The sequence below is a fragment of the Streptomyces bacillaris genome (assembly GCF_003268675.1).
In the GTDB taxonomy this organism is placed as follows: domain Bacteria; phylum Actinomycetota; class Actinomycetes; order Streptomycetales; family Streptomycetaceae; genus Streptomyces; species Streptomyces bacillaris.
Genome location: NZ_CP029378.1, coordinates 1,752,469 through 1,778,205, shown reverse-complemented (window position 1 = coordinate 1,778,205; position 25,737 = coordinate 1,752,469). Strand labels below are relative to the sequence as shown.

At 71.3% G+C, this 25,737-nt stretch carries 20 protein-coding genes; 11 read left to right on the top strand and 9 right to left on the bottom strand.

Annotated features, from left to right (window positions below; genetic code table 11):
* Nucleotides 1–22: 22 nt before the first annotated feature.
* The gene (locus DJ476_RS07110) at nucleotides 23–475 is read right to left on the bottom strand and encodes an ATP-binding protein (protein WP_181006627.1); all 453 of its coding nucleotides are present in this window, start codon (nucleotides 473–475) and stop codon (nucleotides 23–25) included.
* A 131-nt stretch (nucleotides 476–606) separates the two neighbouring features.
* On the bottom strand, nucleotides 607–1,779 hold the full coding sequence (locus DJ476_RS07105) for a trypsin-like serine peptidase (RefSeq protein WP_112492461.1): 1,173 nt from the start codon (nucleotides 1,777–1,779) through the stop codon (nucleotides 607–609).
* Between the two features lie 358 nt (nucleotides 1,780–2,137).
* Between DJ476_RS07105 and DJ476_RS07100 the strand changes: the two genes are divergently transcribed.
* From DJ476_RS07100 to DJ476_RS07080, 5 genes are read left to right on the top strand one after another with little or no spacing between them, the layout of a single operon-like run.
* Nucleotides 2,138–3,541 (top strand): diaminobutyrate--2-oxoglutarate transaminase family protein, encoded by a 1,404-nt coding sequence (locus DJ476_RS07100; RefSeq protein ID WP_112490126.1) that lies wholly within the window; start codon nucleotides 2,138–2,140, stop codon nucleotides 3,539–3,541.
* Between the two features lie 28 nt (nucleotides 3,542–3,569).
* Nucleotides 3,570–5,462 (top strand): IucA/IucC family protein, encoded by a 1,893-nt coding sequence (locus DJ476_RS07095; RefSeq protein ID WP_112490125.1) that lies wholly within the window; start codon nucleotides 3,570–3,572, stop codon nucleotides 5,460–5,462.
* Between the two features lie 53 nt (nucleotides 5,463–5,515).
* Nucleotides 5,516–6,349, top strand: coding sequence for a GNAT family N-acetyltransferase (locus DJ476_RS07090; protein ID WP_208853478.1), 834 nt, complete (start codon nucleotides 5,516–5,518; stop codon nucleotides 6,347–6,349).
* Between the two features lie 60 nt (nucleotides 6,350–6,409).
* Nucleotides 6,410–8,329, top strand: coding sequence for an IucA/IucC family protein (locus DJ476_RS07085; protein WP_112490124.1), 1,920 nt, complete (start codon nucleotides 6,410–6,412; stop codon nucleotides 8,327–8,329).
* 38 nt (nucleotides 8,330–8,367) lie between these two features.
* Nucleotides 8,368–10,338 (top strand): ATP-dependent DNA helicase, encoded by a 1,971-nt coding sequence (locus DJ476_RS07080; protein ID WP_103420328.1) that lies wholly within the window; start codon nucleotides 8,368–8,370, stop codon nucleotides 10,336–10,338.
* 77 nt (nucleotides 10,339–10,415) lie between these two features.
* Here DJ476_RS07080 and lexA read toward each other — a convergent pair whose 3' ends face one another.
* Nucleotides 10,416–11,213, bottom strand: a complete 798-nt coding sequence (lexA, locus tag DJ476_RS07075; RefSeq protein WP_019762227.1) for a transcriptional repressor LexA — start codon at nucleotides 11,211–11,213, stop codon at nucleotides 10,416–10,418.
* Nucleotides 11,214–11,709: 496 nt separating this feature from the next.
* Between lexA and nrdR the strand changes: the two genes are divergently transcribed.
* Nucleotides 11,710–12,222 carry a transcriptional regulator NrdR gene (gene nrdR / locus DJ476_RS07070; RefSeq protein WP_018488320.1) on the top strand — a complete coding sequence of 171 codons (513 nt, stop codon included), beginning with the start codon at nucleotides 11,710–11,712 and terminating at the stop codon, nucleotides 12,220–12,222.
* A gap of 165 nt (nucleotides 12,223–12,387) precedes the next feature.
* Nucleotides 12,388–15,282, top strand: a complete 2,895-nt coding sequence (locus DJ476_RS07065) for a vitamin B12-dependent ribonucleotide reductase (RefSeq protein ID WP_103420330.1) — start codon at nucleotides 12,388–12,390, stop codon at nucleotides 15,280–15,282.
* Nucleotides 15,283–15,367: 85 nt separating this feature from the next.
* On the opposite strand, the gene DJ476_RS07060 is transcribed toward DJ476_RS07065, so the two are convergent.
* A complete protein-coding gene (locus tag DJ476_RS07060) occupies nucleotides 15,368–15,928 on the bottom strand; it encodes a YrhB domain-containing protein (RefSeq protein ID WP_112490123.1) in 561 nt (186 codons plus the stop codon).
* Nucleotides 15,929–16,060: 132 nt separating this feature from the next.
* A complete protein-coding gene (locus DJ476_RS07055) occupies nucleotides 16,061–16,597 on the bottom strand; it encodes a TerD family protein (protein ID WP_070199617.1) in 537 nt (178 codons plus the stop codon).
* Between the two features lie 225 nt (nucleotides 16,598–16,822).
* Here DJ476_RS07055 and DJ476_RS07050 point away from each other — a divergent pair, with 225 nt between their 5' ends.
* On the top strand, nucleotides 16,823–17,428 hold the full coding sequence (locus DJ476_RS07050) for a YdbC family protein (RefSeq protein ID WP_112490122.1): 606 nt from the start codon (nucleotides 16,823–16,825) through the stop codon (nucleotides 17,426–17,428).
* Nucleotides 17,429–17,724: 296 nt separating this feature from the next.
* On the opposite strand, the gene DJ476_RS35095 is transcribed toward DJ476_RS07050, so the two are convergent.
* On the bottom strand, nucleotides 17,725–18,456 hold the full coding sequence (locus DJ476_RS35095; protein ID WP_318294432.1) for a transposase family protein: 732 nt from the start codon (nucleotides 18,454–18,456) through the stop codon (nucleotides 17,725–17,727).
* A gap of 679 nt (nucleotides 18,457–19,135) precedes the next feature.
* Between DJ476_RS35095 and DJ476_RS07035 the strand changes: the two genes are divergently transcribed.
* On the top strand, nucleotides 19,136–19,792 hold the full coding sequence (locus DJ476_RS07035; protein ID WP_070199620.1) for a fasciclin domain-containing protein: 657 nt from the start codon (nucleotides 19,136–19,138) through the stop codon (nucleotides 19,790–19,792).
* Nucleotides 19,793–20,442: 650 nt separating this feature from the next.
* On the opposite strand, the gene DJ476_RS07025 is transcribed toward DJ476_RS07035, so the two are convergent.
* Nucleotides 20,443–21,129, bottom strand: a complete 687-nt coding sequence (locus DJ476_RS07025; RefSeq protein ID WP_112490120.1) for a response regulator — start codon at nucleotides 21,127–21,129, stop codon at nucleotides 20,443–20,445.
* Entirely contained in the window at nucleotides 21,130–22,341 is a 1,212-nt protein-coding gene (locus tag DJ476_RS07020; RefSeq protein WP_162638859.1) for a sensor histidine kinase, read from the bottom strand.
* A gap of 210 nt (nucleotides 22,342–22,551) precedes the next feature.
* On the opposite strand from DJ476_RS07020, the gene DJ476_RS07015 reads away from it, so the two are divergent.
* Entirely contained in the window at nucleotides 22,552–24,015 is a 1,464-nt protein-coding gene (locus DJ476_RS07015) for an alpha/beta hydrolase (RefSeq protein WP_112490119.1), read from the top strand.
* Nucleotides 24,016–24,060: 45 nt separating this feature from the next.
* The gene (locus tag DJ476_RS07010) at nucleotides 24,061–24,717 is read left to right on the top strand and encodes a hypothetical protein (protein WP_112490118.1); all 657 of its coding nucleotides are present in this window, start codon (nucleotides 24,061–24,063) and stop codon (nucleotides 24,715–24,717) included.
* Here the strand turns inward: DJ476_RS07010 and DJ476_RS36015 are convergent.
* On the bottom strand, nucleotides 24,684–25,589 hold the full coding sequence (locus tag DJ476_RS36015; RefSeq protein ID WP_112490117.1) for a squalene/phytoene synthase family protein: 906 nt from the start codon (nucleotides 25,587–25,589) through the stop codon (nucleotides 24,684–24,686). The two genes, DJ476_RS07010 and DJ476_RS36015, sit on opposite strands and share 34 nt — an antisense overlap.
* Nucleotides 25,590–25,737: the final 148 nt, after the last annotated feature.

The window sequence follows — 25,737 nt, the reverse complement described above, 5'->3', positions numbered from 1 at the left end:
CCCCGCCGTACCGCCGTCGCGTTCACGCCCGCCCCGTCGTACCGGAACCGTCCGCCGCGTCCCCGTCCCCGTACCCCGGCGGCACGAAGCACGCGGTCACGGTCTTGCCGTCGCGCTGCGGATGGTGGTGCCAGCTGTCGGCCAGCGCGTCGACGATGGCCATGCCCCGGCCGCCGAGCGCCCCGGGGTCCGCGTCCCGTGGCGTGGGCGGCTGCGGACTGGAGTCGTGGACGCTGACGTGCAGGCACGCGCTGTCCCAGGTCAGCACGAGCTGGGCGTCGCTGTGGGCGTGCCGGTGCGCGTTGGTGATCAGCTCCGAGACGGCGATGAGCACCGAGTCCACCGTGTCCGGCGAACCCTCGGCCCACTCCAGGGATGCGAGGTGCTCGCGCGCCCAGTGCCGTCCCGCCCGTACCCCTTGGGATATGGGGAAGGACTGCGCCCAGCCCACCGCCCTCATCGTGGAATCGGTCATCACCCTGCCTCTCCGTCATGGCCGCACGGAACGCGGTGCCCGGTCGCCTTCCGTGTACCCGCCGGAACGCCGAACACCGTCCCGCCGGGCGGCGGAACGGTGTTCGGGGTGGTCGGCCGGGCGGGAGAGCCCTACTGACCGGCGTACTTCTCGCTCACCGCGCGGTAGACGCCCTCGGCCTCCTTGCCGAGCCGGGGACCGGCCAGCCAGCCCGCCGAGACCGGGCCGATCGAGGTGTTCGAGACCAGGGCGGGCTTGCCGTCCGACCCGGCCGCGACCCAGCCGCCGCCGGAGGAACCACCGGTCATCGTGCAGCCGATGCGGTACATCGTCGGCTCGTCCCGGCGGACCGACAGCCGGCCCGGCTTGTCCTTGCACTGGAGCAGCTGCTGCCCGTCGAACGGCGGCGCGGCCGGGTAGCCGGTGGCCGTCATGTCGGGGATCTGCGGGACGGCCGGAGCGTTGAACTCGACCGGCAGCGCCGAACCGACCGTCTCCTCCAGCGACTTGCCCGTCGACCCCTTCTCCGGCGTCACGTGCAGCACCGCGAAGTCGTACGGGGCACCCTGCCCGCCGGTCGCCGCGCCCTCGGTGATCCACTGCTCGGAGGTCTGGGCCCACCGGCCCCACCACACGCCGTAGGGAGCGATCTTCTCCTTGGGCGCGGTCTCCAGCTCCGTCAGCGAGAGACCGTTGTTGTTGTACGACGGGACGAAGGCGATGTTGCGGTACCAGCCGCCCTTCTTGCCCGCGTGCACACAGTGCCCGGCGGTCCACACCATGTTGGACTTGCCCGGGTTGGCCGGGTCCTTCACCACGGTCGCGGAGCAGACCATCGAGCCCTGGGGGCCGTCGAAGAGCAGCTTCCCGGACTCCGGCGCGTTGTCGTGGTACGGCGTCGCGACCCCGGCCGCCCGCACGGGGGCGGGCGTCGGGTCCGTCACGCCGTCGTCGCCGGAGATGTCGTTGTCGACCGGGGCCTCCGGGGGCGTCTCGGCCTCCCGCATCCGGTCCGGGTCCCAGAGGTCCTCGATGATCGGGTTGACGAAGTCCTTGGCCTCACGCAGCCACTTGTCCTTGTCCCAGTTCTTCCACTCGCCGTCCCGCCACTTGTCCGGGTCGATCCCGTGCTCCTTGAGCCGGTTCTTCAGGTCGTCCGGGATGGCGATCTTTCCGTCGGACGACGGTTCGGCCGAGGCGCTGGGCGTCGTACCGCCCGCGTTGTCCTCCTCCGGACCGCAGGCGGTGGCGGTGAGCGCCAGGACGGCGGCGACCGCCGTGGCGGCGAGCACACCGGAGGGCATCCGGCGCACGCGCCTGCCGCGGCGCGCGGTATCGGTCGGGCGAACGGTTCGCATGTCGTGATCCCCCTGGGACTTCGTCACTCGGTACTCCGTGCTGCTTTTCGGACACTCCGGGCCGTGGAGCAGGTGCTTCCGGCGCCCGGTGCGGCCCCCCACTATGCCGGTGCCGATGGGGACGGTACGCGGCAGGTCCGCGGTTCCGTTCCCGCCAAGGACGTTCCGGTGTACCCGTGATCCCTTGCGGTCGGCGTCGTTGGTACGTACGGGGGACACCAGGACAGCGTTCACCCCCGCACTCCGCCCGCACGCATCCGTACCGACGTGCAACGCAACTGTTACCGCAGGAGGAACAAGAGCCGTGTCCGTGACCGAACCCGCTCCGGTGGCCCCGCCTCCCGCGCCCCCCGTGCACGAGGGCATCCTCCGCCGCCAGTCGCTGCGCGAGTCGGCCGCCCGCACCTATGCGCGGTCCCTGCCGATCGTCCCGGTCCGGGCGCGCGGGCTCACCATCGAGGGCGCGGACGGACGGCGCTATCTGGACTGTCTCTCGGGCGCGGGCACCCTGGCACTCGGCCACAACCACCCGGTCGTGCTCGAAGCCATCCGGAAGGTCATCGACTCCGGCGCCCCCCTCCATGTACTCGACCTCGCCACCCCGGTCAAGGACGCCTTCACCACCGAGCTGTTCGCCACCCTGCCGCGCGAGTTCGCGGAGAACGCCCGCATCCAGTTCTGCGGCCCCGCCGGTACGGACGCGGTCGAGGCGGCGTTCAAGCTGGTCCGCGCCGCGACCGGGCGCGAGGGCCTGCTGACCTTCACCGGCGCGTACCACGGCATGACGGCCGGGGCGCTGGAGGCCTCCGGCGGTGCCCGCGACGTGAAGGTGACCCGGCTGCCCTTCCCGCAGGACTACCGCTGCCCGTTCGGCGTCGGCGGCGAGCGCGGTGCCGCCCTCGCCGCCCGCTGGACCGAGCAGCTGCTCGACGACGAGAAGGGCGGTGTCCCGGCCCCGGCGGGGATGATCGTGGAGCCGGTCCAGGGCGAGGGCGGCGTCAACCCCGCCCCGGACGCCTGGCTCCGCAGGATGCGCGAGATCACCCGCGCCCGGTCCATCCCGCTCATCGCCGACGAGGTGCAGACCGGCGTCGGCCGGACCGGCGCCTTCTGGGCCGTGGAGCACAGCGGGATCGTCCCGGACGTCATGGTCCTCTCCAAGGCGATCGGCGGCTCCCTCCCGCTCGCGGTGATCGTCTACCGCTCTGAGCTGGACCTCTGGCAGCCGGGCGCCCACGCGGGTACGTTTCGTGGCAACCAGCTCGCCATGGCGGCGGGCGCGGCCACCCTCGCGTACGTCCGGGAGAACGGGCTGGCGGACCGGGCGGCGGCCTTGGGGGCCCGGATGCTCGACAGCCTGCGGACGTTGCGGGCGGACCATCCGGGGATCGGCGACGTACGGGGGCGCGGACTGATGATCGGCCTGGAGCTGGTGGACCCCGAAGCCGCGCCCCTGCGGGCCGAGGCCGACGACCCCGCCCCGGCCCCGCCGCCGGACCCGGTCCTCGCCCGCGCCGTCCAGCAGGAGTGCCTGGACCGCGGCCTCATCGTCGAACTGGGCGGCCGGCACAGCGCCGTGGTCCGCCTGCTGCCCCCGCTCACCCTCACCGACGAGCAGGCGAGTGCCGTCGTCGACCGGCTGGCCGACGCGCTGGCGGCCGCGGAGCGTTCACCGCACCGCCGGGCCACCGCCGCGCTGACCTCCTGATCCCCCGCGAACCACAAGGAAGACCGCCGTGAACCCCACCCCCGCGCCCGAGGCCGACGGCCCCGGGACCCCCCAGCACCGAGGGCAGGACGGACCGGCCGCCCCCGGCACGGTCGAGGCGACGACGACCGTGCCCCGTCAGAAAGCGCCGTACGAAGGCGACTTGGCCGCCCCGGTGTTTCCGGGCGGCGAACTCCCGTACGGCGACGACCCCCTGGACCACCCCGACCCGCTGCGGGCCGCCGACGCCGCCGGGACCGAGAGCCTGCTGCGGTGCTGGATCCGGGAGAACGACCTGCCCCGCCCCGAGGACGACACCCTGCGCGTCGCCTTCCCCGCCACCGGCACCGCCCTCCTCGTCCCCGTCGCCTACTGGTCCGCCACCGGAGCCCACCGCTTCGGCCCCCCGGTCCTGGAGGGCGCCCCCGAGAAGGCCCCGCCCGCCGACGCCGTCACCGTCGCCGTCCTCATCGGCCGCGAGGCCGACCGCAACGGCTCCGCCGACCTGGTCGCCCGGGTCGCCGACTCCGTACGCCACACCGCCGGGTTCGTCGAGGAGCGCCGCCGCCACCCCGCGGAACCGGCCGACACCGACCTCTTCCTCACCGCCGAGCAGTCCCTTCTCCTCGGCCACCCCCTCCACCCCACCCCCAAGAGCCGCGAAGGGCTCTCCGAGGCGGAGGTCCGGCGCTACTCGCCCGAGCTGCACGGCACCTTCCCGCTCCACTGGTTCGCCGTCGACCGCTCCCTCACCGCCACCGACTCCGCCTGGACCGACGGCGGTCCGGCATCCGCCGAGGAACTGCTCGCCCCGCACCGCGAGGGACTGCGTCTGCCGCCCGGCACCGCCGCCGTACCGCTCCACCCCTGGCAGGCCGCCGACCTGCTGAGCCGCCCTCAGGTCGCCGCGCTCCAGGAGTCCGGCCTGCTGCACGACCTCGGTCCGTACGGTGACCCCTGGCACCCCACCTCGTCCATCCGCACCGTGCACCGCCCCGGCGCCCGCGTCATGCTCAAGCTCTCCCTCGGCGTCCGCATCACCAACTCCCGCCGGGAGAACCTCCGCAAGGAGCTGCACCGGGGCGTCGAGGTCCACCGCCTCCTCTCCACCGGCCTCGCCGACAGCTGGCAGCGGGAGCATCCCGGATTCGACATCGTCCGCGACCCCGCCTGGCTCGCCGTCGACGACCCCGAGGGCGCCCCCGTCACCGGCCTCGACGTGATGCTCCGGCAGAACCCCTTCGGGCCCGGCGACGACGCCGTCTGCATCGCCGGGCTCACCGCCCAGCGCCCCCGACCCGGCAGGCCGGAGATGCGCTCCCGGCTTGCCGAGGCCGTCACCGCCCTGGCCGCCCGCACCGGGCTCACGGCAGCCGAGGTCTCCGCCGAATGGTTCCGTCGCTATCTGGACAAGGTCGTACGCCCCGTCCTCTGGCTCGACGCCCACGCCGGGGTCGCCCTCGAAGCCCACCAGCAGAACACCCTGGTCCTGCTCGACCCGGACGGCTGGCCGGTCGGCGGCCGCTACCGCGACAACCAGGGCTACTACTTCCGCGACTCCCGTCGCGAGGAGCTGGAACGGCGGCTTCCGGGGATCGGCACCGTCAGCGACACCTTCGTCTCCGACCCGGTCACCGACGAGCGGTTCGCCTACTACCTGGGCATCAACAACGTCCTCGGCCTGATCGGCGCGTTCGGCGCCCAGCGGCTCGCGGACGAGCGGGAACTCCTCACCGTACTGCGCCGGTTCCTCACCGAGGCGGCCGAACTGGGCTCGCCCCTGCCCGCGTATCTTCTGGACCACGGCCAACTGCGCTGCAAAGCCAACCTGCTGACCAGGCTGCACGGACTCGACGAGCTGGTCGGCCCGGTCGACACCCAGTCCGTCTACGTCTCCATCGCCAACCCACTGCACGCCTAGAGGGGCCGGCCGCGACCGCGTCGGCCGCCCGCTCCAGAGAGGAGAGTGCCCCTGTGCCTCCCGCCGACGCGCCCGCGGAATCCGACACGGCGCCGCCGGAAGCGGCCGACGCACCTCCGGATCCCGCCGACATGTCTCCGGAACCGGCCGGTCCGCCTCCGGAGCCCCGCCCCGGAACCGCAGGGCCGGGCGCAGGCACAGGGGCAGGCACCGGCACCGAGGACACTCTCGACCTGAAACTCACCGAGGAGTTGCTCGCTCTCACCGGCCAGGACCGGGGCCGGGCGGCTGCGGCCACCGGAAGCGCGTCCTCCGGCGAACTGCTCACCGACCCGGGCACCTGGCCCGGAGCGGCCACCGGGGCCGGGGTGTTCCACCTGGTCCCGGTGGTCCTGGAGCGCGACCTCGCCCTGATCAGCCGGTGGATGAACGCCCCCGCCGTCGCCGCCTTCTGGGAGCTGGCCGGGCCCGACTCCGTCACCGCCGACCACATCAGGACCCAGCTCGAAGGGGACGGCCGCTCCATCCCCTGCCTCGGCGTGCTCGACGGAACGCCCATGAGCTACTGGGAGATCTACCGGGCCGACCTGGACCCGCTGGCCCGCCACTACCCGGCCCGCCTCCACGACACCGGCATCCACCTCCTCATCGGGGGCGTGAACCACCGAGGGAAGGGCCTGGGCACCACCCTGCTCCGCGCCGTGGCCGACCTCGCCCTGGACAACCTGCCGCGGAGCGGGCGGGTCGTCGCGGAGCCGGACCTGCGGAACACCCCGTCCGTAGCGGCCTTCCTGAGCGCCGGATTCCGGTTCTCCGCCGAGGTGGACCTCCCCGACAAACGTGCCGCCCTGATGATCCGCGACCGAACGTACCGCGATCACCTGTGAACATCGCATCGCACCGTCCACACCGCTCGAACCCCATCGGTTCCACCCGGAGGAGTCCCCGTGCCGACATATCCCGCGAGCCATGACGCAGCCGAGCCCCGCCCGCTGCTCAGCCCCCCGGAGCTGAACCGGCAGGTCTGGGACCGGGCCGCGGCGCGGCTGCTCGCCAAGATGCTCGGTGAGTTCGCGTACGAGGAGATCATCGAGCCCGAACGACGGCCCGGCGACGGCCGCCTGCACTCCCTCACCCTCGACGACGGTACGGAGCTGCGCTTCACCGCCCGCCGGGGCGTGTACGGGAGCTGGCGCGTCGACCCCGACTCCATCGGCACGGCCCACCCGCCCGCGAACCCCCTCTCCAACGGCGCCTCCTCGCACCACGCGTCCGCCGGACACCACGCGTCCACCGACGGCGCTCCGGGCGGGACGCTCCGGCCGTTCCGGGACCCGCTCCGGTTCCTCACCCGCGCCCGCTCCCTGCTCGGCCTCGACGGCGCCACCCTCGGCCACCTCATCCGCGAACTGACCCTCACCCTCACCGCCGACGCCCGGCTCGACCACACCGCCCTCACCGCGGCGGAGCTGGCGGACGTCGGATACGCCGAGCTGGAGGGCCACCAGACCGGCCACCCCTGGCTGGTGGCGAGCAAGGGGCGGCTCGGCTTCTCCGCCGCCGACGCGGCCCGCTTCACCCCCGAGACCCGCACCCCCCTCCGGCTGCCCTGGATCGCCGTGAGCACCCGGATCGCGCAGTACCGGGGCGTGGGCCGCCTCACCACCCCCGAGCACCTGTACGCCGGGGAGCTGGACCCCGCCGTCCGCGCCGCGTTCGCCGCCGAGCTGAAGACCAGGGGGCTCGACCCGGAAAGCTACCTCTACCTCCCCGTACACCCCTGGCAGTGGGACGAATGGATCGTTCCGCTCTTCGCCCCCGCCATAGCCGACGGGGACATCGTGGCGCTGCACACCGACGGCGACGCCCGTCTCGCCCAGCAGTCCGTGCGCACCTTCGCCAATGTCTCCCGCCCCGACCGGCACACGGTGAAGCTGCCGCTCTCCATCCTCAACACCCTCGTCTGGCGCGGCCTGCCCACCGAGCGGACCCTCGCCGCCCCCGCCGTCACCGCCTGGGTCCAGGGGCTGTGCGAGAACGACCCGTTCCTGCGCGACACCTGCCGGGTCGTCCTGCTCGGCGAGGTCGCCTCCGTCACCGTGGAGCACCCGCTCTACGACCACCTCCCCGAAGCCCCGTACCAGTACAAGGAAATCCTCGGTGCGATCTGGCGGGAGCCTCTGCCGCCCCGCCTCGCCCCCGGCGAACGTGCCCGTACGCTCGCCTCCCTCCTCCATACGGACCCGGCGGGCCGCGCGTTCACCGCCGAGCTGGTCGAGCGCTCCGGCCTCACCCCGGCGGCCTGGCTCACCCGCCTCTTCGCCGCCCTGCTCCCGCCCCTCCTGCACTTCCTCTACCGCTACGGCACGGTCTTCTCCCCGCACGGCGAGAACGCCATCGTCGTCTTCGACGAGAACGACGTCCCCGTCCGCCTCGCGATCAAGGACTTCGTCGACGACGTCAACATCAGCGCCCACCCGCTGCCGGAGCACGACACCATGCCCGACGAGGTGCGCGAGGTCCTGCTCACCGAGGAGCCGTCCTTCCTCACCCAGTTCATCCACTCCGGCCTCTTCGTCGGCGTCTTCCGCTACCTCTCCCCGCTCTGCGAGGAGCAGTTGGGCGTGAGCGAGGACGACTTCTGGTCACTCGTCCGGGCGGAGATCGTCCGCCACCACGCCCGCTTCCCCGAACTGAAGGAGCGGTTCGAGCTGTTCGACATGCTCACCCCCGAGATCGAACGGCTCTGTCTCAACCGCAACCGGCTCCACGTGGACGGCTACCGCGACCGGTCCAGCCGCCCGCACGCGGCGATCCACGGCACGGTCCCCAACCCGCTGCATCCCGCCGCCCGGATCCGGGAGTGACCGCCGTTGTCAGTGGTGCGCCGTAGGGTGGTCGGGCTATGACGAAGCCATCCCTCCCCGAGCTCCTGCACGCCGCCGTCACCGCCGTCGGCGGTACGGAGCGCCCCGGCCAGGCCGCCATGGCCGAGGCCGTCGCCGAGGCGGTCGACGACCAATCCCACCTGCTGGTCCAGGCCGGCACCGGCACGGGCAAGTCCCTCGGCTACCTCGTGCCGGCGCTGGCGCACGGGGAGCGGGTCGTCGTGGCCACGGCCACCCTCGCCCTCCAGCGCCAGCTGGTGGAGCGGGACCTGCCGCGCACGGTGGAGGCGCTGCACCCGCTGCTGCGCCGCCGCCCGCAGTACGCGATGCTCAAGGGCCGCTCCAACTACCTCTGCCTGCACCGGCTCCACGAGGGGGCGCCGCAGGACGAGGAGGAGGGGCTCTTCGACCAGTTCGAGGCGGCGGCGCCCACCAGCAAGCTCGGCCAGGACCTGCTGCGGCTGCGGGACTGGTCGGACGACACGGAGACGGGGGACCGGGACGACCTGACGCCGGGCGTCTCCGACCGGGCCTGGGCGCAGGTCTCGGTCTCCTCGCGCGAGTGCCTCGGTGCCACGAAGTGCGCGTACGGCCCCGAGTGCTTCGCGGAGGCGGCCCGGGAGCGCGCCAAGCTGGCGGACGTGGTCGTCACCAACCACGCCCTGCTCGCGATCGACGCCATCGAGGGCGCGCCGGTGCTGCCCTCGCACGAGGTGCTGATCGTGGACGAGGCCCATGAGCTGGTCTCCCGGGTCACCGGGGTCGCCACCGGCGAGCTGACCCCGTCCCAGGTCAACCGGGCGGTCCGGCGGGCGGCGAAGCTGGTCAACGAGAAGGCCGCCGACGCCCTCCAGAGCGCCGCCGAGGGGTTCGAGCGGGTGATGGAGCTGGCGCTCCCCGGACGCCTGGAGGAGCTGCCCGAGGACCTGGCGTACGCGCTGATGGCGCTGCGCGACGCGGCCCGTACGGTGATCTCCGCGATGGGCGCGACCCGCGACAAGTCCGTCCAGGACGAGGACGCCGTACGGAAGCAGGCGCTGGCCTCGGTCGAGTCGATCCACGGGGTGGCCGAGCGGATCACCCTGGGCTCGGAGTACGACGTCGTCTGGTACGAGCAGCACGACCGGTTCGGCGCCTCCGTGCGGGTGGCCCCGCTCTCGGTCTCCGGGCTGCTGCGCGAGAAGCTGTTCACCGAGCGCTCCGTGGTCCTGACCTCGGCCACGCTGAAGCTCGGCGGGGACTTCAACGGGGTGGGGGCGTCCCTCGGGCTCGCCCCCGAGGGCACGGCGGGTGACGACATCCCGCAGTGGAAGGGGCTGGACGTCGGCTCGCCGTTCGACTATCCGAAGCAGGGCATCCTCTACGTCGCCCGCCATCTGAACACCCCGGGGCGCGAAGGCTCCCGTGCGGACATGCTCGACGAGCTGGCCGAGCTGGTGGAGGCGGCGGGCGGTCGCACACTGGGGCTGTTCTCGTCCATGCGCGGGGCCAAGGCGGCCGCCGAGGAGCTGCGGGGACGGCTGGACAAGCCGATCCTGCTCCAGGGCGAGGAGACCCTCGGCGAGCTGATCAAGAACTTCGCCGCCGACCCGGAGACCTGCCTCTTCGGCACGCTCTCGCTCTGGCAGGGCGTCGATGTGCCGGGGCCGAGCTGCCAGCTGGTGGTCATGGACCGGATCCCGTTCCCCCGGCCCGACGACCCGCTGATGAGCGCCCGCCAGAAGGCGGTGGAGGAGGCCGGCGGCAACGGCTTCATGGCGGTGGCGGCCACGCACTCCGCGCTGCTGATGGCCCAGGGCGCGGGCCGTCTCGTCCGCGCGACGGGGGACAGGGGCGTCGTGGCCGTGCTGGATCCCCGGCTGGCCACCGCGCGGTACGGCAGCTATCTGCGCGCCTCGCTGCCGGACTTCTGGTACACCACGGACCGCAACCAGGCCCGGCGCTCCCTGGCCGCGATCGACGCCCTGGCCAGGGCGGAGGGCAAGTAGGACACACGACGGAGCCCCAGGACGCCTCACGGCTCTCCTGGGGCTCCGTCGTGTCCAGGTCGACGAACCGGCGGGCTTCACACCCGCCGCAGCACCGCCACCACCTTGCCGAGGATCGTCGCCTCGTCACCGGGGATCGGCTGGTAGGCGGCGTTGTGCGGCAGCAGCCAGACGTGCCCGTCCTCGCGGCGGAAGCGCTTGACCGTCGCCTCGCCGTCCAGCATCGCGGCGACGATGTCCCCGTTCTCCGCGACGGGCTGGCGGCGCACAGTGACCCAGTCGCCGTCGCAGATCGCCGCTTCGATCATCGAGTCACCGACGACCTTCAGCACGAACAGCTCACCGTCACCGACGAGCTGGCGCGGCAGCGGGAAGACGTCCTCGACCGACTCCTCGGCGAGGATCGGCCCACCGGCGGCGATCCGGCCCACCAGAGGGACGTAGGAGGCGGCGGGCTTCCCGGTCGTGTCGGTCGGCTGGGTGCTGGGCTGGTCCGAGCCGCGCACCTCGTAGGCGCGGGGCCGGTGCGGGTCGCGCCGGAGGAAGCCCTTGCGCTCCAGGGCCATCAGCTGATGGGCGACGGACGACGTGCTGGACAGGCCCACCGCCTGACCGATCTCCCGCATGGACGGCGGGTACCCCCGGCGCTGCACCGAGTCGCGGATGACCTCGATGACCCGCCGCTGCCGGTCCGTGAGCCCCGAGCTGTCCGCCCTGATCCCTGGAGGCCTGCCGGGCAAGGCGCGGCCGGGGCGACCGGGCTCGGGCCCGTCCGTGTTCGTCAGTGAGTCATTCATGGCATGCACCGGCTCAAGTCGGCTCTGGGAGCGGTGGTCCCGGGCGGTGATGGTGGCACTGTCTGCGGTCGTGGTCACGTCGGCGGCCCCTCTCGAATGGTCTCCCTGGCTGGACAACGGTAGTAGCTTTCGAAAGGTTGCGCCAAACACACGTTCGAGTGAAAAACGAATAAAGGGCTGCCGGGATGCTGCCCGCAGGTGTATGAGCATCGGGCGGAAGGCGCGTACGGCGTGGACCCGGGGTTCCGAGGGCTCCCCGGGGGCCTCCCCGTCCAGTCTTTCATCCGGGTCCCTGCCCCGGCGCCCCCGGCGGATCGCGGAGTGCGCGATTCCCGTACCCTCTTCCCTGGCCCGCGCTCCCCCCGGCGCCGCAGCCGGGGTGCGACACGCGGTAGGGCCGAATACCCCGCCGAACCCTAGATCTAGTGGTTGGATCGTCCTGGCCGCCCAGAAGTAGTGGTCCCGGGTTCAAGCGGCCCAGGCCATCGCCTATGCTGGGGACTGCCTCCGAGGGGCCCGCGAGGGTCGGCCGGACGAGGCTATTCAGTCGTGCTGTGAAGGAGGGTTGGGAGCCATGCACTGCCCCTTCTGCAGGCACCCCGACAGCCGGGTCGTCGACAGTCGCACCACCGACGACGGCACGTCGATCCGCCGTCGCCGGCAGTGCCCCGACTGCTCCCGCCGTTTCACCACGGTGGAGACCTGCTCGCTGATGGTCGTCAAACGCAGCGGCGTGACCGAACCCTTCAGCCGTACCAAGGTCATCTCCGGCGTCCGCAAGGCATGCCAGGGCCGGCCCGTCACGGAGGACGCCCTCGCCAAGCTCGGCCAGCAGGTCGAGGAGGCGGTGCGCGCCACCGGCAGCGCCGAGCTGACCACCCACGACGTGGGTCTGGCCATACTCGGCCCCCTGCAGGAACTCGACCTCGTCGCGTACCTGCGCTTCGCGTCCGTCTACCGGGCGTTCGACTCCCTGGAAGACTTCGAGGCCGCCATCGTGGAACTGCGCGCGCAGCGGTCCACCGCGGAGGACCCCGGGAGCGGCGAGACCCTCGAGGTCCCCGCCCCCGCCATCGCCGCCGACTGAGCGGTACGCGCCCGTCACGGTCCGGAGCAGGCTCCGACGACCGGTGACCGGGCGATTGCAGGACCTGTTCCCGTGGCCGAGCGCGGCCCCGGGGCAACGGACACACATTGTGCCTGGGAAGAACTGGGCACTTCAGGGCGTTTTTGCCCACATATGGGAGGCGGCATGACAGAGACGGCGAGCGGCCCGCGAGGTTCCCGCACCAAGGGCGCCAAGGCGAGCAAGGGTCTGCGTATCGAGCGCATCCACACCACCCCCGGCGTGCATCCGTACGACGAGGTGGCGTGGGAGCCCCGTGACGTCGTCATGACCAACTGGCGCGACGGCTCGATCAACTTCGAGCAGCGTGGCGTCGAGTTCCCCGACTTCTGGTCGGTGAACGCGGTCAACATCGTCACCAGCAAGTACTTCCGCGGTGCCGTCGGCACTCCGCAGCGCGAGACCGGCCTCAAGCAGCTGATCGACCGGATCGTGAAGACGTACCGCAAGGCCGGCGAGGACAACGGCTACTTCGCCTCTCCCGCGGACGCCGAGATCTTCGAGCACGAGCTGGCCTACGCCCTCCTGCACCAGATCTTCAGCTTCAACTCCCCGGTCTGGTTCAACGTCGGCACGCCCCAGCCCCAGCAGGTCTCCGCCTGCTTCATCCTGGCCGTCGACGACTCCATGGAGTCGATCCTCGACTGGTACAAGGAAGAGGGCATGATCTTCAAGGGCGGCTCCGGCGCCGGCCTGAACCTCTCCCGTATCCGCTCCTCCAAGGAACTGCTCTCCTCCGGCGGCAACGCCTCCGGCCCGGTCTCCTTCATGCGCGGTGCCGACGCCTCCGCCGGAACCATCAAGTCCGGTGGCGCCACCCGCCGCGCGGCCAAGATGGTCATCCTGGACGTCGACCACCCCGACATCGAGGCCTTCATCGAGACCAAGGTGAAGGAGGAGGAGAAGATCCGCGCCCTGCGTGACGCGGGCTTCGACATGGACCTGGGCGGCGACGACATCACGTCCGTCCAGTACCAGAACGCCAACAACTCGGTCCGTGTCAACGACGAGTTCATGAAGGCCGTCGAGTCCGGCTCCACGTTCGGGCTGCGCTCCCGGATGACCGGCGACGTCATCGAGGAGGTCGAGGCCAAGGCCCTCTTCCGCAAGATGGCCGAGGCCGCCTGGGCCTGCGCCGACCCCGGCATCCAGTACGACGACACCATCAACGCCTGGCACACCTGCCCGGAGTCCGGCCGGATCAACGGCTCGAACCCGTGCAGCGAGTACATGCACCTGGACAACACCTCGTGCAACCTCGCCTCGCTCAACCTGATGAAGTTCCTCAAGGACGACGGCCTGGGCAACCAGTCCTTCGAGTCCGAGCGCTTCGCCAAGGTCGTCGAGCTGGTCATCACCGCGATGGACATCTCGATCTGCTTCGCGGACTTCCCGACGCAGAAGATCGGTGAGAACACCCGCGCCTTCCGCCAGCTCGGCATCGGCTACGCCAACCTCGGCGCCCTCCTGATGGCGACCGGCCACGCGTACGACAGCGACGGCGGCCGCGCGCTCGCCGGGGCCATCACCTCGCTGATGACCGGCACCTCCTACAAGCGCTCCGCCGAACTGGCCGCGGTCGTCGGCCCGTACGACGGCTACGCCCGCAACGCCGAGCCGCACCAGCGCGTCATGAAGCAGCACGCCGACGCCAACACCAAGGCGATCCACGTCGACGACCTGGACTCCCCGGTCTGGGCCGCCGCCACGGAGGCCTGGCAGGACGTGATCCGGCTCGGCGCGAAGAACGGTTTCCGTAACGCGCAGGCCTCGGTCATCGCTCCCACCGGCACCATCGGTCTCGCGATGTCCTGCGACACCACCGGCCTGGAGCCCGACCTCGCCCTGGTCAAGTTCAAGAAGCTGGTCGGCGGCGGCTCGATGCAGATCGTCAACGGCACGGTGCCGCAGGCGCTGCGCCGCCTCGGCTACCAGCCGGAGCAGATCGAGGCGATCGTCGCCCACATCGCCGAGAACGGCAACGTGATCGACGCCCCGGGCCTGAAGACCGAGCACTACGAGGTCTTCGACTGCGCGATGGGCGAGCGCTCCATCTCCGCGATGGGCCACGTCCGGATGATGGCGGCGATCCAGCCGTGGATCTCCGGCGCCCTCTCCAAGACGGTCAACCTCCCGGAGAGCGCCACCGTCGAGGACGTCGAAGAGGTCTACTTCGAGGCGTGGAAGATGGGCGTCAAGGCGCTCGCGATCTACCGCGACAACTGCAAGGTCGGCCAGCCCCTCTCCGCCAAGACCAAGGACAAGGAGAAGGAGGAGGTCGCGGCCAAGGCCGAGGAGACCATCCGTACGGCGGTCGAGAAGGTCGTCGAGTACCGTCCGGTCCGCAAGCGCCTCCCCAAGGGCCGCCCCGGCATCACCACCTCCTTCACGGTGGGCGGCGCCGAGGGGTACATGACCGCCAACTCCTACCCGGACGACGGTCTCGGTGAGGTCTTCCTCAAGATGTCCAAGCAGGGCTCGACCCTCGCGGGCATGATGGACGCCTTCTCCATCGCCGTCTCGGTCGGCTTGCAGTACGGCGTCCCGCTGGAGACCTACGTCTCGAAGTTCACCAACATGCGCTTCGAGCCGGCCGGTATGACGGACGACCCGGACGTGCGGATGGCGCAGTCGATCGTCGACTACATCTTCCGCCGCCTGGCGCTGGACTTCCTGCCCTTCGAGACCCGCTCCGCCCTCGGCATCCACTCCGCCGAGGAGCGCCAGCGCCACCTGGACACCGGTTCGTACGAGCCGTCCTTCGAGGCGGACGGCGTGGACTCCGAGAGCCTCGCCCAGTCCGCCCCGGTCCAGTCCGAGCCCCTGAAGGCGGTGGCGGCTCCCCGTGAGTCCGCCGAGAGGCAGGCCCCGGCGGCGGCCCACACCTCGGCCGAACTGGTCGAGATGCAGCTCGGCATCAGCGCGGACGCCCCGCTCTGCTTCTCCTGCGGCACGAAGATGCAGCGCGCCGGCTCCTGCTACATCTGCGAGGGCTGCGGCTCGACCAGCGGCTGCAGCTGAGCCTGAGCAGTGACGATGGGAGGGGCACCGGCCACACGGCCGGTGCCCCTCCCTTCGTCGTCACCGGGGGCGCTTCCCGCCGTCGTCACCGGGGTCGCCCGGGCCATACGGTCTCCACGGCGTACACCGGATCGAACGGCTCCACCAGCTCCCCGGTGGCCACCTCCAGCAGATGCGGCGGGACCGCACCGGCCGTCAGCCCGCTCACGTACGCGAGGCCCTCGGCGGGCGACAGCACCGGCAGCTTCCGGCGCAGGGCCCGCACGGCGTGGAGCCGGCCGCGGGCGGCGGCGACCGCCCGCAGCGCGTCGTGCAGCTCGTCCACGGCGGTGCGGACCGGCAGCCCCCGTATCCGGCTCCGGTAGTCGTCCTCCCACGCCCCGGTCACCGCGGAGACGGCGCCGATCCGGTGCAGCCCTCCGTCGACGCGGTCGACCAGGTACGGGCCGCCGCCGACCAGCAGGAACGCGGTGTCCCCGGTGCGCACGTACTCCTCGGACTGGTAGGAGACGATCCACACCAGCTCGTGGGGCTCGACATCGACCACCGTCGTACGGACCGCGTCCACGCCCGCTGCCCGCCACTCCCGGTACTCGCGCTCCAACTGCTCCTCGACGGCCCGGACTGCGGCCTCGCGATCGGTCATGCGGGCAGCTTCGCGTACGGGCCCCGGGCGCTGCCAGGGGAATGCGGCCGTGGCAGTGCCCGGGGCCGGGCGGCGTGGGGCGCCGCCCGGCGGGGGACCCACGCGCGGTTGGCCGGAACTGGCTGTTGCCGCTCAGGCTCCGGAGACGCGGTTCCCCATCACGGCGGCGAACGCGTCGGGGTCCGCGTCGAAGCCGCGTACGTCCGCACGGAAGACCCACGGGCCCGACCCCGTACGGGAGAACTCCCCGACGACCGCCGCCGTCGACGGGCCGACACCCGCGAAGTCGTCCTCGACCAGGTTGGTGTACCCCTCCCGGATCTGTACGACGGTGGAGCCGACCTCACCGAAGGTCTTCCGGCCCCCGCGCTGCTGGATCGCCACCCCGACCACCACCCGGCCGTACCGGTCCGCCAGCCGGTCCAGCTCGATCGTCATGACCTCGTCGAAGCCGAACCCCTGGCCCGTCCTGCTGTCCCGGTTCAGGGTGATGGTCCCGTCCGGCGAGCGGCTGTCGAAGTGGACCAGGTACGCGGGGCTGCCGTACGGCTCCTCCGCCCGGTAGGTCGCCGCGATGATGTCGAGGTCGATGTCGGGTTCACCGTGCGGGCTGGGATCCCATTTGATCCGTACTTCGACTTTCCCGATGTCTTTGTTCGGAGTGCTCACCGGACTTCCCCTCCTGGCCGACGGTCCGCGGACCGTTCTCCTCACCCGATTCCCCGATCATGTACGGAACGGGCCGCCCAGCCAACTGCCCCTCTTCCGGACGGCGGATTCGGGCCATGTGAGGGGAAGTGCTGCATGCGACCGCTGTGCCGGACGGGCCCGGTGCGCCCGCAGTTCGGCGGACGGCCGTGATCCGGGCCACGTTCGGCGCCGTACGATGGCGCGGTGCTGGTGAAGTGGATTCGCTGTTCCGTGGTGGACCGTCAGGGGTTCGAACAGGGACAGCGGAAGTGGGCGGGGCTGCGCGGCGAGCCGGGGTTCAAGGGGCAGAGCGGCGGGTGGAGCCGAACGCGCCCCGAAGTCGCCCATGTCTTCGCGTTCTGGGAGAACCGCGTCTTCTACGACTCCTTCATGGCCCGCGCACAGGACCACCCGGCGACCGGCCAGGCGGGCACCTTCCGCGATATGCAGGTCATGCTCTTCGAGCGCCGGTTCGACGTGAAGACCGGCTTCGAGCCCGAGTTCACGGAGGCGGACGTCGTCCGGGTCGCCCACAGCAGCGTTCACGAGGACCGGGCCGAGCACTTCGTGCTGATGCAGAAGCAGGTGTGGAACCCGGCGATGGCCGGTTCCCCCGGGATGGTGCGCGGGGTCTTCGGAGAGGCGCCCGGCAACGAGTTCCTGGTGCTCTCCATGTGGAAGTCGAGCGCCGAGCGCGGCAAGTACCGCGCCGAGGGCGCCCGGCGCCTGGCGGCCCGCGCGCAGACCGACACGGACGTGGCCGCGCTGGCGGGGGACGTCGTCCAGCTGGAACCGTCCTGGACGGTCTGACGACGGCCGGTCCCCGCCGCGGGGGCCTTCCGGGGCACGCGGAATCGCCGTACACCGCCTAACGAGCTCGTGCACGCAGGCGGTGAGACGTCGAGGCTGTCGGCGGGGCTCGGTGTTCACGTTTGCCGTGTCGGCTTCAGGTCCGCGGTCTGCTGGTGGGACAGCAGGCCGGCGACGGCTTGTACGGTGTCGCTCATGTGCTCAGGGCGGCCGAGGTGGCGGGCCAGGGCACGCCAGTTCTTCAGATGGGCGATGCCGTGCTCGACCCGGATCCGCCTTGAGGAGTGTGCCTTGCGCTAGCGTTCGTACATCTCCTCGTACCAGTCCGGGGCGTTCTTCTTGAACTTGCGGTGTGGTGGTGTCACCACCCGGCCGCCGGTCTGCGCGCCAAGGCCCTGGTAGCCGGCATCGGCGAGAATCTCGACCGCGGGCCCGTCGGCCAAGAGCTTGACCAGCCCTAATTGGCGGGCGTGAGTGATGTCCGCGCAGCTTGCGGGTCGTGCTGGGCTGCACCACAGCACGTGGCCTTCGGCGTCCGTGACCACCATGGACTTGACGGCGTTCTGCTTGTTCTTGCCGGAGATGAACTTGTCGCGGTCCTTACGTCCGGCGGCGGGCCGACGGACCCGGATCTCGGTGCCGTCGATGATGCCGGTCGTCCCGCTCGCGCCGAGGTGGTTGACGACGTCGGCCAGAGTTCGCAGCCGCACGTCGGGGCTGACGGTGCAGCCTCGCTCGGCGAGCAGGGGCCGCACCTCGCCGACGGCCCGGGTGATGGTGGAGCGGTCCACGCCGAACCAGCAGGCCAGCACGTCGTGGGTGACCCCGTGACGAAGACGGACGAGCGTGGCCAGCAGCCGATCGACAAACACCAGCCGGTGCTTTGCGCCGGCGCCCACGGCCCGCTTCCGTGGCCGGGAGGTGAGCCGGGCCTGGTGACGCTCTTGCCACAACGGGCCGATCTCCTCGACGAGTTCAGCAATCACTCCCACAGCCAGGCCCGTGATCCGCCGATTGCTGATGATCACCGCACGCGTTGAGTCCCCCATCACAGGACCATGATCAAGGATCAGGAGCTCGACGTCTCACCCCCTACCGTGCACGAACTCGTTAGGAAGGGAGGACCTACAGCCGGGCAGAAAGGCCAGCGGTGCTCCAGGGCGCCCCCCGCTGGGGAGGGAGATAAGCCTGTCAGCGTGATCGCTCACTGCGGGGAATGCTGCCGCGGGGCGCCCAGGAGAGTAACGTCCCGCGGCAGCCGTTCCTCACGGACCTCGGTCCGCGGGGAACGGTGCGGCTCCCCATTCCCCATGGCTTGCCGCAGCATGCACGGCACCTCCTCCAAAGCGCCGCACACCGTGCATTCGCCAGCGGGCGCACCCCGGATTGGTCGGAGGCCGAGAAACCCACCGGACGGGCCAAGCCCGCCACCCGGGGCAGCAGCGGAACAGCGGTCACATCTTTTTCAGCAACACACCAATCCGAAGAGCTGGTTGCTTCGAATAGCAGGCATGACGATCAACGAGATGCGTGTGGCCCGACACGGACCCAGCGCTGTTCCCGCCGCGCTTCGGAGACAACCTCGCTGATCAGCTTTCCCCGCTTCTCACAGCGCTTGCCGGCGTGAACCTCTCCGTGCCGGGACCGAGCCCTTGCAGCCCTCAGGCGGCACTGAGAGTGACCATTCGAACGCACAGGAGACTTCCCGTGAACGCCTTCCGCTACCGCCGTGCCGCCATCGCCGTCACTGCGGCCGTCACCCTGCCCCTCACCCTGGCCGCCTGCGGCGGAGACGACAGCTCCTCCGACGCGGCCGCCGACAACGCCAGCAGCTCCGCTCCCGCCGAGGAGCAGTCGAGCCCGGCGGAGGAGGAGAGCACTGCCATGGACGGGCCGTTCGGCCCGGCGTGCGCGTCGGTTCCGCAGGACGGGGCGGGATCCTTCGACGGGATGGCCCAGGACCCGGTCGCCACCGCCGCCTCCAACAACCCCGCCCTGTCCACCCTGGTCACCGCCGTGAAGAAGGCCGGTCTGGTCGACACCCTCAACAACGCGCAGAACATCACCGTGTTCGCGCCGACGAACGACGCGTTCGCCAAGATCCCGAAGGCCGACCTGGACAAGGTCCTGGCCGACAAGGAAATGCTCACCAACATCCTGACCTACCACGTCGTCGGCGAGAAGCTCACCCCGCAAGCCCTTGAGAGCGGCACCTTCGAAACCCTCCAGAAGTCCACCCTGGCCACCAAGGGCTCCGGCGAGGACTACACCGTCAACGACAACTCCAAGGTCGTCTGCGGCAACGTCCCCACCGCCAACGCCACCGTCTACATCGTCGACACCGTCCTGATGCCCAAGGCCTGACCACCACGTTCCGCACCTGCCACGCGATGACGCGGCAGCGCTCCCTTCCGTGAGCACAGGATGGCGAGCCTGCCGCACGTCGCCACCCGCTGGAGCCGCATGCTCCAGCAACCGGCCCCGAGCCGCCTCCCCCTCCCCGGCTCGGGGCCCTCGTGCGCTGCGGAAGGCCCCAAGGGCGCCGCTGCTGGGCGGGAACGTCTCCGGCCGAGCGGTGTTCCTCCGGCGACCGGCCGTCTGCCCTTTACCGGTGGTCACCTGGATGGTGAGCCGGGTGAGCGGCCGCGGTCTGTTGGCGATGCCGGAGGTCGGGAAGCTCACCCGGGCCGACGAGCAATCCGGCCCTCAGGTCCGCTGGCGGCGCGGACGGCAGCTCCCAAGCCGAGTGCTGCCGGCCCTCCGACGACAACAGGGAGGCCGGGGCCCGGAAGGACATACATGGCCGCTCCCGCCGCAGTGGCGACGGCCCCGCCGGACATCAGTACGGCGCCTATGAACGAGGGTTTCACAGTTCTCAGCAATCTCCGCAACTCCCGCGCGCCCCCATCGGTCCGGCGAGGCGCTCCCGGGCCGGGGCTCCTGTCAGCTCAGCCGCCAGCTCGGCCTCGGCCGGCCCGGACGAGGCCGCTACCAGAAACGGACATGACGGCCTCTCAATCCTCTGCGTCGCGGACCAGGAGCGCGACCTGTACCCGGTTCTCGACCGCCAGCTTGGCGAACAGGCTGCCGGTGTGGGCCTTGACCGTCGCGACGGTGATGCGCAGCCGCTCGGCGATCTGCGGGTTGCCCAGTCCGTCCGCGATGGCCCGGGCGGTCTCGTGTTCCCGTTCGGTCAGCACGGACAGGCGTTGCCGCGCGGTCTCGCGGGAACGGTCTCGGGCGCGAGAGGAGTCCGGGCCGGTGGCCGCGGCGATCACCCGGGCCGTGGCCACAGGGGACAGCACCGGATTGCCTTCCGCGACGCTCCGCACCGCGTCGAGGATGCGGGCGGGCGGGGTGTCCTTGAGGACGAAGCCGAGGGCCCCGGCGCGCAGCGCCCCGAGCACCAGGTCGTCGGAGTCGAAGGTGGTAAGCATCAGCACCCGGGGCGGCGCTGGCCGGATGAGCAGCTCCCGGGTCGTGACCAGACCGTCCCGGCCCGGCATCCGTACGTCCATCAGCACCACGTCGGGCCGCTGCTCGTCCACGACGGCCAGCGCGGCGTTCCCGTCGCCCGCCTCCCCCACGACGGTCAGGTCCGGTTCGCCGTCGATGATGAGCCGCAGTGCCATGCGTACCAGTTGTTCGTCGTCGACGACGACGACGCGTACGGGCCGTGAGGAATCGTGTCGGCTTTCCACTCATGTGCTCCCTTCGTTGCTGTGGGTGTGGCTGTGAAGGTGGCTGTGGTTGTGACCGGGGTCGTCAGGCCAGGGCAGCCGTGCGGTGAGAACGTACCCGCCCTCGGGCGTGGGACGGTGGTCGAGCCCGCCGTCGGCGAGGGTGATCCGTTCACCGAGCCCCAGCAGGCCGAAGCCGGAGGCCGGTGGCGGTGCGGTGAGCAGAAGGAGGGCCGGTCCGTTGCGGACGCCGACGTCCAGGGTGCCGCCCGCCGCGCCGTCGAGGGTCACCTCTACGACTGCGCCGGGTGCGTGCTTGGCCGCGTTGGTCAGGGCTTCCTGGACGATCCGGTAGCAGGTCCGTCCGACGCTGTCGGGCGGGTTGCCGGTGACGGCGTCGGTGAGCTGGACGTCGAGCCCCGAGGCGCGGGCGTCCGCCACCAGGTCGGGTACCCGGTCGAGGGACGGCTGCGGCGGCTCCGGGTGGCCGGGCTCGGCGCGGAGCACGCCGAGGACCTCCCGTAGCTCTTCCAGCGCCTGGTGGGATCCCTCGGCGATACCGCGAACCAAGACGCGACTCTCCTCGGCCGAGAGGTCACCGCGGTGGTCGAGCACTCCGGCCTGCATGGCGACCAGGGAGATGCGGTGCGCGAGGACGTCGTGCATCTCGCGGGCGATCCGGTTGCGCTCCAGGGCCCGTGCCTGCGCCGCCCGCGCGCTCTGCTCCCGTTCCGCGCTCTCCGCCCGCTCCCGCAGGGACCGCACCTCGACGCGCCGCGCCCCGACCGCCATGCCGACGGCCACCGCAATCCCGGCGGTCAGCGCCGGCATCGCCAACTGGACCCACCACCACGCGCCGACCGGATCCTGCACCGGATACACCTCGGCGGCGAGCTGTGTCGCGGTCACGTAGGCCAGGGCCACGGCCCCCATCTCCACCGGCCTGCGGCGCGTGGCGACCGAGCCCAGCGCCAGCAGCGCGGCGCCGGTGGCGAGCGCCGACACGGTGGAGGCGACCGCGACCGTCAGGGCGACCGCGAGGGGCCACCGCCGCCGCCACAGGAGCACCGCCAGGCAGCCCAGGGCCACCGACGGATCGCCTATGAGGGTCCAGGAGCCCGGAGCGCCGTCCTGGCTCCGCATCAGCGCGAGGGTCGAGAGCCAGATCGGCAGGCTCACGACCACGGCCACCGTCAGCCGCCAGGTCTGCTGCCACACCCCGAGCCGCGGCATGAAATCCGTGTTCACCAGTCCATTGTGGCCACCTGATGCGACTGGCGGATCAGACCGGGGACGGAGGCGCCTTATACCCAGGTCCAACCGGTGCCTCTCCTGTGGTCGGAGCCGGGTCGGCCCTACAGGCCGATGTGTCTGCCGCGCCTGACGAACAGAGTCGTTCAGGTGCCGGTCAAACCCTCGCAGGAGCCCACAGGAGGACACCTCATGCGCAGAATTCTGTCCCTCGCCCTCACCACCGCGGCGGTGGCGGTGACGGCGCTGCCGGCCACGGCGTCGTCGGCGACCACGGCAGCGGCACCGAGCACCCTGCAGTGGGGCCCGTGCCCCGAGGGTGCACCCGCGCCCCGTCTGGAGTGCGCGACGCTCGGCGTACCGCTGAATTACCGGGATCCCGACGGCCGGCAGATCGAGGTCGCCGTCTCCCGGCTGGCGAGCGAGAAGCCGTCGAAGCGGCGCGGCGTCCTGCTGACCAACCCGGGCGGCCCGGGCGGTTCGGGCCTGACGTACCCAGCCGTCCTCGCCGCCTCGGGGCTGCCGCAGGAAGTGCTCGACTCCTACGACATCATCGGCTTCGACCCGCGCGGTGTCGGCCGCAGTACGCCGGTGACCTGCGACCTGACGGAGGAACAGCAATGGCGCGGCAACTTCCCGCCGTACGCGCACACCGCGGCCGACGTCACGCGGGAGGCCGGGTACGCACGGAAGATCGCCGAACAGTGCGTGAGCTCACGGACGGCGTGGATGCTGCCGCACACCACCACCGCCAACACCGCGCGGGACATGGACCGCCTCCGGACGGCCCTAGGTGAGCCGAAGCTGTCGTACCTCGGTGCCTCCTACGGCAGTTACCTCGGCGCGGTCTACACGACGCTGTTCCCGCGGCGCGGCGACCGGATCGTCCTCGACAGCAACATGGGCCCCGGCGGCTACGACGTCACGGCCATGCGGTTGCTCGCCCGGGGGATGGAGGACCGCTTCCCCGACTTCGCGGCCTTCGCGGCCAAGCACCACGGGTACGGCCTTGGCACCACGCCCGAGCAGGTCACCGCCAAGTTCTACGAACTCGTGGAACGGCTGGACGCGAAACCGGTCCAGGATGTCGACGGGACCGCGTTCCGCGGGTACACCTTCGAGCAGCTGTACGCCGACGGCTCCATGCCCGCACTCGCGGAGTTCTGGCAGGCGGCCGACACGGGTGGCGAACTGCCGCTCCCGCAGCTGACCGAGGCCACGGAGAACCTCCTGGCCTCGCGTTTCGCCGTGGTCTGCGGTGACTCGCGCTGGCCGGAGACGGTCCGGGAGTACCAGCGCAATGCCGCCGTCGACAGGCTCAAGTACCCGATGCTGGGCGGCTCCACGGCGAGCATCAACCCCTGCGCGTTCTGGCCGCGGGAGCGGATCGAACCACCGGTGCGCATCGCCGGCCACGGCCCGTCGAACGTGCTCATGGTGCAGAACGAGCGCGACCCGGGCACGCCGCTGGCCGGCGCCCGGGAGCTTCGGCGAGCCTTCGGCCGGCGGGCCACGATGGTGACGATCGACCAGGGGGGCCACGGTGTCTACCCGTACGGCGGCAACACGTGCGCCAACGACGCGGCGACGACGTTCCTGACCACCGGGGAACGTCCCGAGCGGGACCTCGCCTGCGCGGCCGAAGAGACCGGATGAGCGAGTAAGCGAGTACGCACGAGGCGAGTGACGGAGGCGAAAGACATGTTCGAGGAGATGCGAAGCCGCCGGGCCGCCCGGCGGATCACCTCGGGGGACGGACGGCCGCTCAAGCGGTTCCGCTGGTGGCAACTGCCCTACCGCTCCCTGTTCTACCTTCGGCTGCCCGACGGCGACGACGGGCCGGCGGTCTATGCCGTGGACGTCAAGCGCGGCCAGGACCAGACGTCCGGCGAGGCCGGGGCCGACCTGTACCTCGACGGCAGGCACCACGCCCGGTCGAAGCTCCCAGCCGCCTTCCCAGTTCCCGGCGGCACCGTCGAGGTACGACTGAGCAGCTTCGGGCTACGGCGCTGCCACTACGTCACCGCCCAGGGCACCGCCGAACACCTGCTCGTCCCGGACAGCGCCTCCGCAGAGGGCCGTCGCGCCCGCCTGGACCAGGCGCATCCGACGCTGAGCCGTGTGATCGGCATTGTCTCGCTGACCGTGCTCGTCGTCGCCTTGGTCCTCCTGGCCGCGCAGCTCGCCGAACGGCTCACTGAGGTGCCTCCGGTGGCCGAGCGCGTTGGTGCCTTCACCTCGCCGGTCCGCCTGTCGTTCTGGGGCAACGCTGTGCTGACCCTGGTCACCTTGACGGCCAGCACGGAACGGGCCCTGCGACTGCGTTACAGCCGGCTGTTCGACGGCGCGGCGGGCTGACGGCTACGGGGCGGTGACAGTCGCCCCGCAGCCCGGCGGGAGGGAAGCGAGGGCGGAACTCTTTGCGGTACGGCGTCCGCGCCCGTGCCGTCGGACGGCGCTCGGGGCAAGGCGCGGGCGGCCGGCACGAGCCAGCCGGGGCCGCACGACGGGGGGCAGGCGGCGGACCTGGACAGCCTCTCCGGTACAAAGCCGTTGCGGGCCTCGCCGGTCGGCGTGTCGTTGACGTCCCGGACGAGCTGGAGGGCGCGCCGTAGCGGCTGGAAGCGGGGTGCGGTGGCGTCAAGCAGGGCATGTGCCGCAGTCAGCGCCTTCCTGGTCTTTTGGCAGGTGAGGGTGATCAAGGCGCGGGTCGCCGGTATGTCGTCGCCTTGTTGGAGTGCGACGCGAAAGGCATCGCAGTGGTCGAGGTCGTGCTGTGGCAGGTACAGGCGTCCTTGTACCAGGTCATCGGCGAGGTCGGTGAGGTGGTCGAGGCGTTGGAGCGCTTCGGCGAGGTGTCGGCTGCTGGGCGGAAGGCCGTGTCGCCGCCACCTTGAAGTTGCAGGTCCTCGACCAGCACCAGTGCGGTTGAGCAACGTTGTCGACGTAGCGTTGGAAGTCCGCCTCGGTGGCGAAGCAGGTGAAGTCCAGCTCCTCGATGGCGCCTTGTAGGTAGGTGCAAACCCAGTGGTGGGGAAGTTCCTGGCGGCGACGGTGTGCAGCAACGCGCGCAGGATCGGGTTCTCGGCGCGGCCGGTTTCCAGTCCGCCGGTGACCCCTTCGGCCCATGCTCGGCAGCCTGGTCGGCGCTGTGAGAGGGGTCTTTGGTCGGCAAGTTCGTTCGTGCGGCGAGGAAGGCGTACGCGGCGACCACGTGGGGCTGCAGCCATGAGGGAGCAGCAGTCGCACTGCGGCGTAGTGCGCGGGGATTCGGCGGGCGCACCCTGCGGCGTCGCGGTCGCGGGGACCCCGGCATGCCGGCAGGGGGCCGACGGGACCTGTGGCGTCTTTCCTGTACGCCCGATAGTCCGGTCACGC

Coding starts and splice junctions, on each gene's coding strand:
- DJ476_RS07110 (WP_181006627.1), bottom strand. CDS start 475: ATGACCGATTCCACGATGAGGGCGGTGGGCTGGGCGCAGTCCTTCCCC.
- DJ476_RS07105 (WP_112492461.1), bottom strand. CDS start 1,779: ATGCCCTCCGGTGTGCTCGCCGCCACGGCGGTCGCCGCCGTCCTGGCG.
- DJ476_RS07080 (WP_103420328.1), top strand. CDS start 8,368: ATGACGAAGCCATCCCTCCCCGAGCTCCTGCACGCCGCCGTCACCGCC.
- nrdR (WP_018488320.1), top strand. CDS start 11,710: ATGCACTGCCCCTTCTGCAGGCACCCCGACAGCCGGGTCGTCGACAGT.
- DJ476_RS07065 (WP_103420330.1), top strand. CDS start 12,388: ATGACAGAGACGGCGAGCGGCCCGCGAGGTTCCCGCACCAAGGGCGCC.
- DJ476_RS07060 (WP_112490123.1), bottom strand. CDS start 15,928: ATGACCGATCGCGAGGCCGCAGTCCGGGCCGTCGAGGAGCAGTTGGAG.
- DJ476_RS07020 (WP_162638859.1), bottom strand. CDS start 22,341: ATGCCGCGGCTCGGGGTGTGGCAGCAGACCTGGCGGCTGACGGTGGCC.
- DJ476_RS07015 (WP_112490119.1), top strand. CDS start 22,552: ATGCGCAGAATTCTGTCCCTCGCCCTCACCACCGCGGCGGTGGCGGTG.
- DJ476_RS07010 (WP_112490118.1), top strand. CDS start 24,061: ATGTTCGAGGAGATGCGAAGCCGCCGGGCCGCCCGGCGGATCACCTCG.
- DJ476_RS36015 (WP_112490117.1), bottom strand. CDS start 25,589: ATGGCTGCAGCCCCACGTGGTCGCCGCGTACGCCTTCCTCGCCGCACG.